At 38.7% G+C, this 12,091-nt stretch carries 12 protein-coding genes; 10 read left to right on the top strand and 2 right to left on the bottom strand.

The window, feature by feature from the left end; all coding sequences use genetic code 11:
- Positions 1-55: 55 nt before the first annotated feature.
- Together HMPREF3103_RS08220 and HMPREF3103_RS08215 are read right to left on the bottom strand one after the other, a co-directional pair.
- Entirely contained in the window at positions 56-688 is a 633-nt protein-coding gene (locus HMPREF3103_RS08220; protein WP_070439159.1) for a DUF421 domain-containing protein, read from the bottom strand.
- Position 689: 1 nt separating this feature from the next.
- A complete protein-coding gene (locus HMPREF3103_RS08215) occupies positions 690-1,139 on the bottom strand; it encodes a DUF3290 domain-containing protein (RefSeq protein WP_005607172.1) in 450 nt (149 codons plus the stop codon).
- Between the two features lie 190 nt (positions 1,140-1,329).
- On the opposite strand from HMPREF3103_RS08215, the gene hprK reads away from it, so the two are divergent.
- The 10 genes from hprK (at position 1,330) to HMPREF3103_RS08165 (ending at position 11,999) form a co-directional block, all read left to right on the top strand.
- Positions 1,330-2,259, top strand: coding sequence for an HPr(Ser) kinase/phosphatase (gene hprK / locus HMPREF3103_RS08210; RefSeq protein WP_070439156.1), 930 nt, complete (start codon positions 1,330-1,332; stop codon positions 2,257-2,259).
- 13 nt (positions 2,260-2,272) lie between these two features.
- Entirely contained in the window at positions 2,273-3,130 is an 858-nt protein-coding gene (gene lgt, locus HMPREF3103_RS08205; RefSeq protein WP_210387111.1) for a prolipoprotein diacylglyceryl transferase, read from the top strand.
- A gap of 12 nt (positions 3,131-3,142) precedes the next feature.
- Positions 3,143-4,162, top strand: coding sequence for an NAD(P)H-dependent glycerol-3-phosphate dehydrogenase (locus HMPREF3103_RS08200; protein WP_070439153.1), 1,020 nt, complete (start codon positions 3,143-3,145; stop codon positions 4,160-4,162).
- A 20-nt stretch (positions 4,163-4,182) separates the two neighbouring features.
- Positions 4,183-5,076 (top strand): UTP--glucose-1-phosphate uridylyltransferase GalU, encoded by an 894-nt coding sequence (galU, locus tag HMPREF3103_RS08195; protein WP_070439150.1) that lies wholly within the window; start codon positions 4,183-4,185, stop codon positions 5,074-5,076.
- Positions 5,077-5,172: 96 nt separating this feature from the next.
- A complete protein-coding gene (gene trxB / locus HMPREF3103_RS08190) occupies positions 5,173-6,111 on the top strand; it encodes a thioredoxin-disulfide reductase (RefSeq protein WP_049554522.1) in 939 nt (312 codons plus the stop codon).
- A 178-nt stretch (positions 6,112-6,289) separates the two neighbouring features.
- Entirely contained in the window at positions 6,290-6,772 is a 483-nt protein-coding gene (locus tag HMPREF3103_RS08185) for a hypothetical protein (protein ID WP_049554523.1), read from the top strand.
- A 21-nt stretch (positions 6,773-6,793) separates the two neighbouring features.
- Entirely contained in the window at positions 6,794-7,819 is a 1,026-nt protein-coding gene (locus HMPREF3103_RS08180) for a branched-chain amino acid aminotransferase (protein ID WP_049554524.1), read from the top strand.
- A 117-nt stretch (positions 7,820-7,936) separates the two neighbouring features.
- Complete coding sequence (gene rpmG / locus HMPREF3103_RS08175) at positions 7,937-8,089, top strand: 50S ribosomal protein L33 (protein ID WP_005607156.1); 153 nt, start codon at positions 7,937-7,939, stop codon at positions 8,087-8,089.
- Positions 8,090-8,892: 803 nt separating this feature from the next.
- On the top strand, positions 8,893-10,290 hold the full coding sequence (locus HMPREF3103_RS08170) for an MATE family efflux transporter (RefSeq protein WP_371440387.1): 1,398 nt from the start codon (positions 8,893-8,895) through the stop codon (positions 10,288-10,290).
- Positions 10,287-11,999: an ABC transporter ATP-binding protein gene (locus HMPREF3103_RS08165; protein WP_070439147.1), complete on the top strand. Its 1,713-nt coding sequence runs from the start codon at positions 10,287-10,289 to the stop codon at positions 11,997-11,999. Before HMPREF3103_RS08170 ends, HMPREF3103_RS08165 begins: the two co-directional genes overlap by 4 nt.
- Positions 12,000-12,091 lie beyond the last annotated feature (92 nt).

The raw sequence follows: 12,091 nt of genomic DNA, 5'->3' as shown, positions 1-12,091 counted from the left end.
TGGTTTGTCCAGTAAAGGGGGTACATATCAAAGGCGCTTTTTTTGTTGACTTCGATTAATATTTTACAACCGTCAATTGGCCGCTATTGTATTCTGCAAGAAATACTTCAGAAGGATCTTGAATATCTTGGGCAGTAAGTTGTTCAGTCACCCATTCTTCAGTTTTATCAATAACTTCTAAAATGTTATGTTGAATAACGCCATCTGTAATGAGAGGATATTTTGGATTTTCTTCTCCAGTTTTCGTAAGAATTAATTGTCCATTTTGCTCTAAAATGGCACTTTTTACATCACGAATGGAGTAGACGCCTTGTGCACGTAATTTAAAGGCTACTTCTTGTGCTGTTAGACCGGCTAGGCGGACATTTTCAACATCCATTTTTCCTCGTTTAATTAATTGTAAGGGTTCCCCGTCAATCATTTTTTTCACTTTACTGTTGTTTGTTTTCATCCAACGAAGTGATAATACTAAAGCAAACCATATTAATAGAATGATGCAGTATTGTAGGATTGTAATGGATGGATTGTAAATCACACCCCCGATAATTCCCCCGAGTACATAGTTTTGAACTTGGTCACTGGCAGATGTAGGAGCCAGATTTCCTTTTCCTGTATAGTTAATAACAACAATTAATGATAATAGACCAAGCGCAAGTTTGATTGCGACATCGATATATGAAAAGTTCAAATTATTCAGCCTCCTTAATTGTCACTTTTGGATTATGTACTTCCATTTTTTCAAGCAGGTAATGATCAGGGCTATCCCCTGTTAATACGCGATAGAACTGGTCCCCAACTTTTACAATGGCACCATCTTTTGCGGCTTCTGTATTAATATAAATGTCTTCTTTATTGACGTGTAAGTCTGAAGCAATCGTTTCGACAAAACGAAGAGCTCCAGAGTATTGGTTTTCTGAATTTTTAGAAGATTGTAATTCAGAAATCTTAGAACCAGCCAGTATTAGAATACCAATGACTGCGATTAATGCTAATTCGCGGAATTTTGTATCTTGTTTGTTTTTAAAATATCGGTAGAGAGCAATTGCTAAAACTGCAATGACAAATAGAATTAATCCAAGTTGAATATAGTCGATTTGTTGTACTTTACTTTTTAGAAAATCATATGAATAAAAGACCATTTTATGTTTCCTCCTTTATGAAACTGAAATTTATTATATAGAAAAGTATAGAAATAGCAAAAAGTTTGATTTTAGATTATTGGTTATTGAATTGAAAATAGAAGTGGGAATTGTTTAATAAAATCTAAAACCGTACAAGAAAGCGCTAAAATATGGTATAGTAGAAAGGAATGAAGAAAAGAGGGATGTTATGAAACCTGTTACGGTGAAAGAGTTAATCAAAAATATTCACTTAAAACCAATTTATGGAGAAGAGTATTTAGATAGACCAATTGTTACAAGTGAAATTTCAAGACCGGGATTAGAATTAGCCGGTTATTTTAATTTTTATCCATCGGAGAGAATTCAATTATTAGGACGAACTGAAACGTCTTTTGCGCATGAGATGGATTCGCAATCGAGATATGAAGTAATGGAGCTCCTATGTACTCCAGATACGCCATGTTTTATTATCTCTCGTAAATTAGAACCGCCAAAAGAGCTTGTTGAAGCAGCAGAAAAAGCAAAGATTCCTATCTTACAGGCTTCTTCTAAAACGACTCAGGTTTCTAGTAGTGTGACAAATTTCTTAGAAGGTAGACTAGCTGAACGTTTCTCAATGCATGGGGTACTACTAGATGTCTTTGGGATTGGATTACTTATCACTGGTGAAAGTGGAGTTGGTAAATCAGAAACGGCCTTAGAATTGGTTCAAAAAGGACACCGTCTTGTTGCAGATGACCGTGTGGAACTATATCACTACGATGAATTAACCTTAATTGGGGAAGCGCCAGAGATTTTAAATAACTTGATTGAAATTCGTGGTGTCGGGATTGTTGATGTGATGACGCTATTTGGAGCAGGAGCTATTTTAGATTCTAAGCAAGTAGACTTAGTGGTTCATCTTGAAAATTGGACCCCTGATAAGAAATACGATCGATTAGGTGGAAATATGGAAAATGTCGAAATTTTAGGAGTTGAAATTCCTAAAATTCGTATTCCAGTGAAGACAGGTCGAAATGTATCGATTATTCTTGAAGTAGCCTGTATGAACTTCCGCGCTAAAAAAATGGGCTTTGATGCTACAGAAAACTTTACCAATCGATTATCTAAATTGATTGAAGAAAATAAAGAAGTTTAGGAGTAAACAGTAAATGAATGTATTAGAAATGGCCTTGACCATTAATCCAATTGCTTTTGAAATTGGAGGGTTACAAGTACGATGGTATGGCATTATTATTGCCTTTGGAATCTATTTAGCAACGACTTTAGCAGATAGGGAAGCTACCAGAAAAGGATATCGAAAAGATTTTATTATTGATTTGGTATTCTGGGCAGTTCCACTTGGTTTTGTTGGAGCAAGATTGTATTACATTCTTTTTGAATGGCAATATTATTTGGCAAATCCAGCCGAAATTATTCAAATTTGGCATGGTGGTATTGCCATTTACGGGGGAGTCATTGCAGGGGCAGCAACGGTGTATTGGTTTGCTAAAAAAGAGAAAGTTTCTTTTGCGTTACTTCTTGATATTTTGGCCCCTGTTGTATTGCTGGCTCAGTCAATTGGTCGCTGGGGGAACTTTACGAATCAAGAGGCCCATGGAGAGGTTACAACCCGTGCTTTCTTAGAAGGATTGCATTTACCAAACTTCATTATTGAACAAATGCATATCAATGGAGCTTATTACCAACCAACGTTCTTATATGAATCACTTTGGTCGTTTGTCGGAGTTCTTATTTTATTCTATCTTCGTAGACGTAAAGGGGTAAAAGTAGGAGAAATAGCGGCTGGCTATTTAATTTGGTATTCATTTGGTCGTTTCTTCATCGAAGGAATGCGTACAGATAGCCTCTGGATGTTTAACGTCATCAGAATTTCTCAACTAGTTTCAATCGTATTATTCCTATTAGGAATTGGTCTGGTTGTTGTAAGAAGACGACGAGTGCCAGCGGTTCCGGATTATGTCTCTATCGATAATCCACAATCTCCAATATTATTTGGAAAAGTGTAAAGGAGTTTTGATATGAAAAAAATCGCCATTTTAGGAGCTGGTTCTTGGGGGACTGCATTAGCGATGGTGCTAGCAGAAAACCAACATGAGGCTCGTCTTTGGGGAAATAATGAAGCTCAAATTAAAGAAATTAATGAGCGCCATACGAATGAACATTTCTTACCTGGTGTTTTCTTAGATCCTTCGATTAGAGGTTACTTAGATTTAGCAGAAGCGGTAAAAGATGTGGATGCGATTTTATTCGTACTTCCAACAAAAGCGATTCGTATAGTGGCGAAGCAATTAAATGACTTGCTCAAGAATAAACCGATGATTATTCATGCAAGTAAAGGGCTAGAGCAGGAAACGTATAAACGTATCTCAGAAATTTTAGCAGAAGAATTGGACCGTGATCGCTACGAGGATATCGTAGTGTTATCCGGACCAAGTCATGCAGAAGAAGTTTCAAGACGCGATATTACGACGATTACTGCTGCGTGTGAAAATATAGAGTCTGCAAAATACGTACAAAAATTATTCAGCAATTCATTTTTCCGTGTATATACGAATACTGATTGCGTCGGAGTTGAAATGGGAGCTGCACTTAAAAACGTGATTGCTGTTGGCGCAGGGGCTCTTCATGGTCTAGGCTATGGGGATAATGCAAAAGCGGCCTTGATGACAAGAGGATTAACAGAGATCAGTCGTCTTGGAGTTGCTTTTGGAGCAGATCCGCTGACTTTTATTGGACTGAGTGGGGTAGGAGATTTAATTGTTACATGTACAAGTATTCATTCTCGTAACTGGAGATGTGGGGATCAAATTGGGAAAGGAATTCCACTTCCAACGATTCTAGAAAATATGGGAATGGTTGTTGAAGGGGTCGAAACTTGTAAAGCAGTGTATGAATTGGCAAAAGAAAAAAATATTGAAATGCCAATTACAACTGCTGTATACAATGTGTTATATAACGGACACGATGTTCGTAAAGAAATTCAATGCCTAATGGGGCGTGAATATAAATCAGAAGCATCCATCAAAGAACACCAATAAGCTGATCGGAGGACAAACAGATGCAAAAAGTGAGAAAAGCGGTCATTCCAGCTGCAGGACTTGGAACTCGTTTCCTACCAGCAACTAAAGCGATGGCAAAGGAAATGTTACCAATCGTGGACAAACCTACGATTCAATATATTGTAGAGGAAGCTCTAGCATCAGGAATTGAAGATATTTTAATTGTGACTGGTAAGAGCAAACGTCCAATTGAGGATCATTTTGACTCAAACATCGAATTAGAGTCAAACCTTGAGGCTAAAGGAAAGAAAGAGTTATTAGAACTCGTTCAAGAAACAACAGGAATTAACTTATACTTTGTTCGTCAATCCTATCCAAAAGGATTAGGGGATGCGGTACTTCAAGCAAAAGCCTTTGTCGGTGGAGAACCATTTGTGATCATGCTTGGGGATGATATTATGCGTGACGAAGTTCCATTAACCAAACAATTGATTGAAGGCTACGAAAGAACTCATGCTTCAAATATTGCTGTGATGGAAGTTCCTCATGAAGAAACGTATAAATATGGAATTATCGATCCAGAAAGTGAAGTAGAAGATGGATTGTACAATGTTCGTCGTTTCGTTGAAAAACCAAAACCTGAAGAAGCACCAAGTAACTTAGCGATTATTGGACGCTACTTATTAACACCAGAAATTTTTGAAATTTTAGAAAAGCAAGAACCTGGTGCAGGTGGAGAAGTTCAATTAACAGATGCCATTGATACATTGAACTTAACGCAAAGAGTATTTGCTAAGCAATTTAAAGGTGAACGCTTTGATGTGGGCGATAAGTTTGGATTCATGAAGACGAGTATTGAATTTGGATTAGAACATCCAGAAATCAAAGATAGCTTAAAAGAATACGTGATTGCATTAGGGAAGAAACTAGAAGGAAATACTAGTGAGCAATAAAGTTGCCCAATTGATGTTCGTATTTTAAACTGAAATGGAAGGAGAGCGTTGGACTATGTCTCAGCGCTCTTAGTTTATACAAAAGGAGAATCTCTGATGGAAGAAAGAACAATTTATGATGTAGTCATTATCGGAAGTGGCCCTGGTGGGATGACAGCGGCACTTTACACTTCTCGTGCGAATTTAAAAACGTTAATCTTAGAAAAAGGTGTTCCTGGAGGAGAATTATTAAATACTTCAGATGTAGAAAATTACCCTGGTTTCCCTACAATTTCTGGGCCAGAATTAGCGGACAATATGTATAAAGGTGCGATGCAATTCGGCGCAGAATATGCTTATGGCCAAGTGTCAAAAATTGAACTAGACGGAGACGTTAAAGTGATTACTGCTGGCAAGAAAACATACTATGCCTACGCAGTTGTCATTGCGACTGGTTCCTATCACCGTAAATTAGACGTTCCTGGTGAAGAAGAATATGCCGGGCGTGGAGTTTCTTACTGTGCGGTATGTGATGGAGCATTCTTCAAAGATAAGAAAATCTTCGTCATTGGGGGAGGAGACTCAGCGGTTGAAGAAGGAACGTATTTAACACAATTCGGAAAAAGCGTGACTATCGTTCACCGTCGCGATCAATTACGTGCACAAAAAGTATTGCAAGACCGAGCATTCGCCAATGAAAAAATCGACTTTTTATGGAATTCAACCGTTGAAGAATTCGTAGGAGACGGTTCTAAAATCACAGGCGTTCGCGTAAAAGATGTGAATACAGGCGAAGTAACAACGCATGACGCGGATGGTGTCTTCATTTACGTTGGTTTATTACCAGTTTCAGATCCATTTAAAGACTTAAATATCACAAATGCAGAAGGTTGGATCGTGACAAACGAGCAAATGGAAACTTCTATTCCTGGGATTTTTGCAGTCGGCGATGTTCGTCAAAAAACATTACGTCAAATCACAACAGCTGTTGGAGATGGCGGACAAGCAGGACATATGGTCTATAATTACGTGGAAGAAATTAAAGAAAAACAATAACATTCACAGAAAGGTCCTATCATAGTTGTAGCTATGATAGGGCATTTTTTATTGGAAACAAAGTGGAAAGAAAAAGAGAGAGGTGACCCGCTTTTCAATATAATTACAATAATGTGAAATGAAATACTTTTCAGAAAAATTATGATAGAATAATAAAAATGTGAAAGGTGGTGTATGAATGAGCAAAAATATCATAAAAGGACTAGTATTTACATTTTTGGGATTAACATTAATAGCGTGTTCACGTAGGTCAGGACAAACAGCAGATAATTCTGCTCCGGGTGTTCAAATTTCCAATAATCAGTCTTCAACAACAGAGTCCAAAGGAGAAAAAGTAGAAAATACGACAAAATCTCCAGATACAACAAATTCTTCGAAGGTTGAAACAACCACTGTAGAACAAAAAACTACAGTAGAACAAAAAAGTGGAAATACACTTGCGAAACAAGCGATTGCAGAGATTGAAAAAAGAAAGAAAGTCGTTCTAAATGAGAACTATGACATTATTATTCAAGCTCAAACAAGCGATACCATCGATTTACAAATTCGACATGAGGAACGTTCTTCGACGTCAATTTATGGATTTTTTAGATATCATGCTAAAGACCATAAGCTAGAGGAGATGGATAGTCTCACCGGAGAATATAAAGTAGTCGAGTAATTTAGGAAAGAAGGGGTCAATATGACAAATACAGTAAATTTAGATTGGAATAATTTAGGATTCGATTATATTAAGACAGACTTACGCTTCATCAGCTATTACAGAGATGGACAGTGGGATGAAGGCGCATTGATTGAAGATAATGTATTAAAGGTTGACGAAGCTGCAACTGCACTTCACTATGGACAACAATGTTTTGAAGGGTTAAAAGCATACCGTTGTAAAGATGGCAGCATTAACTTATTCCGTGTGGATCAAAATGCAGCTCGTATGGCTCGTTCTTGCCGTCGATTACTCATGCCTGAATTCCCTGAAGAACGCTTTGTAGAAGCTGTGAAAAAAGTGGTGAAGGCAAACGAACAATGGTTACCACCTTACGGAACTGGAGGAAGTTTATATATCCGTCCGTTCATGATTGGGGTTGGAAACAATGTAGCGGTTCGTCCAGCAACGGAATATATTTTCTCAATCTTTGTAATGCCAGTAGGAGCTTATTTCAAAGGTGGATTAACACCAACGAACTTCATCGTTTCTGAATATGACCGTGCAGCACACGTAGGTACAGGGGCTGCTAAAGTCGGCGGGAACTATGCAGCAAGCTTGCTGCCAGGGAAAGAAGCCAAAGAACGTCATTTCAGCGACTGTATTTACCTTGATCCGTTGACACATACAAAAATTGAAGAGGTAGGAGCTGCAAACTTCTTCGGAATTACAAAAGATAATCAATTTATCACCCCTTACTCTCCATCCATCTTACCAAGTATTACGAAATATTCATTACTATGGTTAGCAGAGCACCGTTTAGGAATGACTGTAAAAGAAGCAGATGTGTATGTTGATCAATTAGATATTTTTGCTGAAGCAGGAGCCTGTGGTACAGCTGCAGTTATTTCTCCGGTTGGTGGAATTCAAAATGGGGATGACTTCCATGTGTTCTATTCAGAAACAGAAGTGGGGCCAGTAACAAGACGTTTATATGATGAACTAGTAGGAATTCAGTATGGGGACGTAGAAGCTCCAGAAGGTTGGATTCAAAAAGTTTTATAGGAATAAATTTTTTGAATCCGTGGTATTGTGAATTGACAAAGCGAACGGCATTTGTTAATATATACCAGTATGAAACTCAATGAGTTAATGAAATAAATTGAATGAGAGGTGTCATCCATGCGTATCAACATTTTATTAGAATGTGCTGAAACAGGTGAACGTTTATACTTAACAAGCAAAAACAAACGTAACAATCCAGAGCGTTTAGAATTAAAAAAATATTCTCCAAAATTACGTAAACACGTTGTCTTCAAAGAAACTAAAAAATAATTTTGAGAAATTCCAAAGAGTTAGGCTGGTGCCTAACTCTTTTTTTGTGCTTTGGTAAACAGACTGCAGGTCTTTTATGAATCATTTGGATCTCTATAGTAGCTACAATAGCTGTATCGGCGTGAGCCTTGGGTCTCACTGCCTATCAAGCCTCAAAGTAGGAGTAAGGAATCAATTCCTACCTCCTACTAATTCGCATCGATTACACTCGCTATTGTCGCTACTATGGACCAAATGATTCTTCAGACCTGCTTGTATAAAAATGTTAGGGAGTGCTTAACTTTTGAATTGCTTATTTTTTGTTTCTTTGAGAACGTGTTTAGAAATTTTGTCTCGGAGGGAACGGAAGCAAGTTTGTGTGTGCTTCGTACGGGCTAAAAAACGAATGAGGAGCTTCTTTAAGGTTTTGTTCTAGTTTCTTTAAAATCACGTGCTTTAAAATTTTGTTTGCAAAATAATAGGAAGTTATTTATTCATCAAATCTGGTGAAGGGAGACAGAGCAGGACACTTTTTCTACCTTATAAGAATGCACAGAGGCTCGCGAAGGGACATGGGATTCTATAATAGTAGTAATAGGGGCTGGCACTAAAAGCGAATTAGCGGGAGTTAGGAAGGGTTCCTTACTCCCGCTTTGAGTTTTAGAGGTGAGAGACTTTGGCTCGAACCGGTGCCCTATTACCGCTATTATGAAGACATCCCATGTCCCAAAAGCGAGCCTTTATACTCTTAGAGAAAAGCAGAAAAGTTGAATTGTTCGTGGTATGTGTTCACAGAGGTGAGGATATCATGTATACTAGAACAGGTGATTATTTTGGAAAAACAAAATTTTATAACGACGGGGCATATTAATCGTGTAATTTTAACGATTGCGACTCCGCTAATGATAAACAATTTAATTCGGACTTTATACAATTTGACGGATGGATTATATGTGGCGCAACTGTCAGCAGAAGATTTTGCGGCAACAGCGTTTATTTGGCCGTTGAATTTTTTATTTATTTCTCTTGGAATGGGGATAAGCGTTGGGGCAACCGCGCTGATTGCTCAATACTTTGGAGCAGGAAAATTTAGAGAAGCTAAACGTTATGCGGGGAATGCGATGATTTTGACGTATTTCTTTGGATTCGTGTTATCCGTGATAGGCTATTTCTTAGCACCTCTATTCGTGGAATGGATGGGGGCAGAGGGCACTTTTTTAGCAAAATCCGTAGCGTATTTGAAAATTAACTTCATTGGACTTTTCTTTGATTTTTGCTACTTTGGCTATCAATCCTTGCTAAATGCACAAGGAAGAACACGTACGATTACAATGATTAGTGCGGCTTCTTCTATTTCAAATGTAATTCTAGATCCTATCTTTATTTTTGCGACAATTCCTTTTGTAGGCCTTACCGGGTTAAACTGGGGAATTGAAGGAGCTGGTTGGGCAACGGTCATTGCTAAAGTGTTGTTACTAGTGCTTGCCATTCGTGCGGTTCGTAAGGAATCGGAAATTCAAATCTATTTGAAACACGTCAAAGTGGATAAAGAAGTGATGAAAGAAATTCTCAAAGTCGCATGGCCATCTGCATTTGGGTATGGAGGAGCGGCATTAGGATTCACAGTTTTAAATGGACTCATTCAGTCTTATGGAACGTCAGTACTTGCTGCGTACTCGATGGTAAACCGCATCTCGGATTTACTGACGCAACCACAGATGGGAATCGGGGCGGCGCTAACAGCTATTATCGGACAAAATATGGGGGCAGGACTTTATGACCGTGCGCATGCCATCTTTAGACGAGCATTACTATGGGTGCTGATGATTTCAACAGTTGGCTGTGTGGTTGTCTTCTTCTTCCAATCTCCTATTCTTGGAATCTTTATTAAAGACAGAAGGGATGCTGTTCTTTGGGCAAATGCCGTTGAGTATTTAAACTATACCGCCTTTATCATTTTCTTCATGGGCTTATTTTCAGCGTACAACGGATTCTTCCAAGGATGTGGCGTGACGAAATACTCCATGAACATGTCAGTTGGACGTCTTTGGATCTTGCGCCTCCCAATTATTTGGGTGCTCGGAGCCTTTACAGCACTCGGGGCTACCGGTGTATGGATTGCCATGTTATTGTCAAATGCGTTAACGGTTCTTTATGGACATATCGTCTATAAGACAAAAGACTGGAGTACATTACATTATGCGAAAGGAGAGAAAACGTGATTAAAGATTTTATTCATTATTACAAACCCTATAAGAAGTTATTCTTACTCGATTTTACATGTGCGGTAATCGTGGCCATTCTCGAGCTTGCCTTTCCAATAATGGTGAGAAGTGTTATCGATAAGATTGTACCGTCTCAAAATTTACAACAAATTCTACTCGTGGGAGCTGGATTACTTGCGCTGTATGCCTTCTCGACAACTTTGAACTTTATTGTCGTGTACACGGGGCATATTTTAGGGATTAATATTGAAACGGATATGCGCCGTGAGTTATTCGCGAAGGTCCAAAAACAATCCTTCTCGTTTTTCGATAATATGAAAATCGGGGAATTGATGAGCCGCTTATCGAGTGATTTATTCGATATTAGCGAACTAGCTCACCATGGCCCAGAAGAATTTTTTATTGCAATTATGACCTTGATAGCTTCATTCTTCTTAATGTACCAAGTGCATCCAACGCTTGCACTATTGACGATTTTCTTCGTACCGATTATTGCAGTGGCTCTTGCGGTATTTAACCGCCGCATGTCTCGTATTAATCGAAATATCTACAAGGGATTAGCTAACTATACGGCTGGTCTAGAAAATGTACTGAGCGGAATGCGAGTGGTGAAGGCTTTTGCCAACGAAAGCCATGAGCAACAACTCTTCGAAGAACTTATTCAAGAGTATCGTTCGAATAAAATTGCGTTCTATCGCACGATGGGAACGAGCAGTAGTTTCAACTACTTATTAATGCGTAGTATTAACCTCTTCAGCTTAATCGTGGGGGCGTACTTCACGGTCATCGGCGATTTAACAGCTGGAGAATTAGTCGGTTATATCTTACTGTCCAATGTATTCGTAGGACCGATTAATAAGATGAACTCCATGATTGAACTGTATCCAAAAGGGTTTGCGGGATTCCGTCGTTTCAAAGAATTAATGAATGTCGAAATCGATATTGAAGACGCACCCGATGCCATTCCTGCTCCACCGTTTGAAGGACGAGTGGAATATAAAAACGTGGGATTCGGATACGAAGAAGATAAGAAAGTGTTAGAACATATCAATTTAACGGTCGAACCAGGGCAAACCGTTGCCTTCGTTGGACCAAGTGGGGTTGGGAAGACAACGCTTGTGAACTTACTTCCACGTTTCTATGATTTAAAAGAAGGGGAAATCTTGGTCGATGGAACAAACATCAATCGTTTCACCTTACAATCGCTTCGCCGTCAAATCGGTATCGTGCAACAAGATGTGTTCCTCTTTAATGGAACGATTCGCGAAAATGTGTTGTACGGAAGACTCGATGCAACGGACGAAGAAGTAGACCGTGCGATTGAGCAAGCAAAACTAAAAGAAGTCATCGAAGATTTAGAAGATGGAGTAGACACGCATATTGGAGAACGCGGTGTGAAGTTATCCGGTGGACAAAAACAACGTCTCTCAATCGCTCGTATTTTCTTGAAGAATCCTTCGATTTTAATCTTGGATGAAGCAACGAGTGCGCTCGATACGCAAACGGAGAAATTCATTCAACAATCGTTTGACGAGTTAGCAAAAGGGAGAACGACCTTTATTATCGCTCACCGCCTTGCTACGATTAAAAATGCAGACCGTATTATTGTCGTTACTGAAGAGGGACTGACAGAAGACGGCACGCATGAAGAATTGCTCGCCAAAAACGGAGCGTATGCAGCTTTATACAAAGCACAATTTAAATAGTAGAAAAATGCGGAGTAGGAATTCGTTTCTTGCTCCGTATTTCTTTTGGCATTTTTTGAATTTATCGCAAACTATGATACAATGTCCCAGAG

This window comes from Granulicatella sp. HMSC30F09 (assembly GCF_001806915.1).
Classification (GTDB): domain Bacteria; phylum Bacillota; class Bacilli; order Lactobacillales; family Aerococcaceae; genus Granulicatella; species Granulicatella adiacens.
This window is presented reverse-complemented; position numbering and strand designations above follow the sequence as displayed.

Excerpts from the sequence above, each read along its gene's own strand:
- HMPREF3103_RS08215 (WP_005607172.1), bottom strand. The coding sequence starts at position 1,139 with ATGGTCTTTTATTCATATGATTTTCTAAAAAGTAAAGTACAACAAATC.
- HMPREF3103_RS08200 (WP_070439153.1), top strand. The coding sequence starts at position 3,143 with ATGAAAAAAATCGCCATTTTAGGAGCTGGTTCTTGGGGGACTGCATTA.
- HMPREF3103_RS08180 (WP_049554524.1), top strand. The coding sequence starts at position 6,794 with ATGACAAATACAGTAAATTTAGATTGGAATAATTTAGGATTCGATTAT.
- rpmG (WP_005607156.1), top strand. The coding sequence starts at position 7,937 with ATGCGTATCAACATTTTATTAGAATGTGCTGAAACAGGTGAACGTTTA.
- HMPREF3103_RS08185 (WP_049554523.1), top strand. The coding sequence starts at position 6,290 with ATGAGCAAAAATATCATAAAAGGACTAGTATTTACATTTTTGGGATTA.
- lgt (WP_210387111.1), top strand. The coding sequence starts at position 2,273 with ATGAATGTATTAGAAATGGCCTTGACCATTAATCCAATTGCTTTTGAA.
- hprK (WP_070439156.1), top strand. The coding sequence starts at position 1,330 with ATGAAACCTGTTACGGTGAAAGAGTTAATCAAAAATATTCACTTAAAA.
- trxB (WP_049554522.1), top strand. The coding sequence starts at position 5,173 with ATGGAAGAAAGAACAATTTATGATGTAGTCATTATCGGAAGTGGCCCT.
- galU (WP_070439150.1), top strand. The coding sequence starts at position 4,183 with ATGCAAAAAGTGAGAAAAGCGGTCATTCCAGCTGCAGGACTTGGAACT.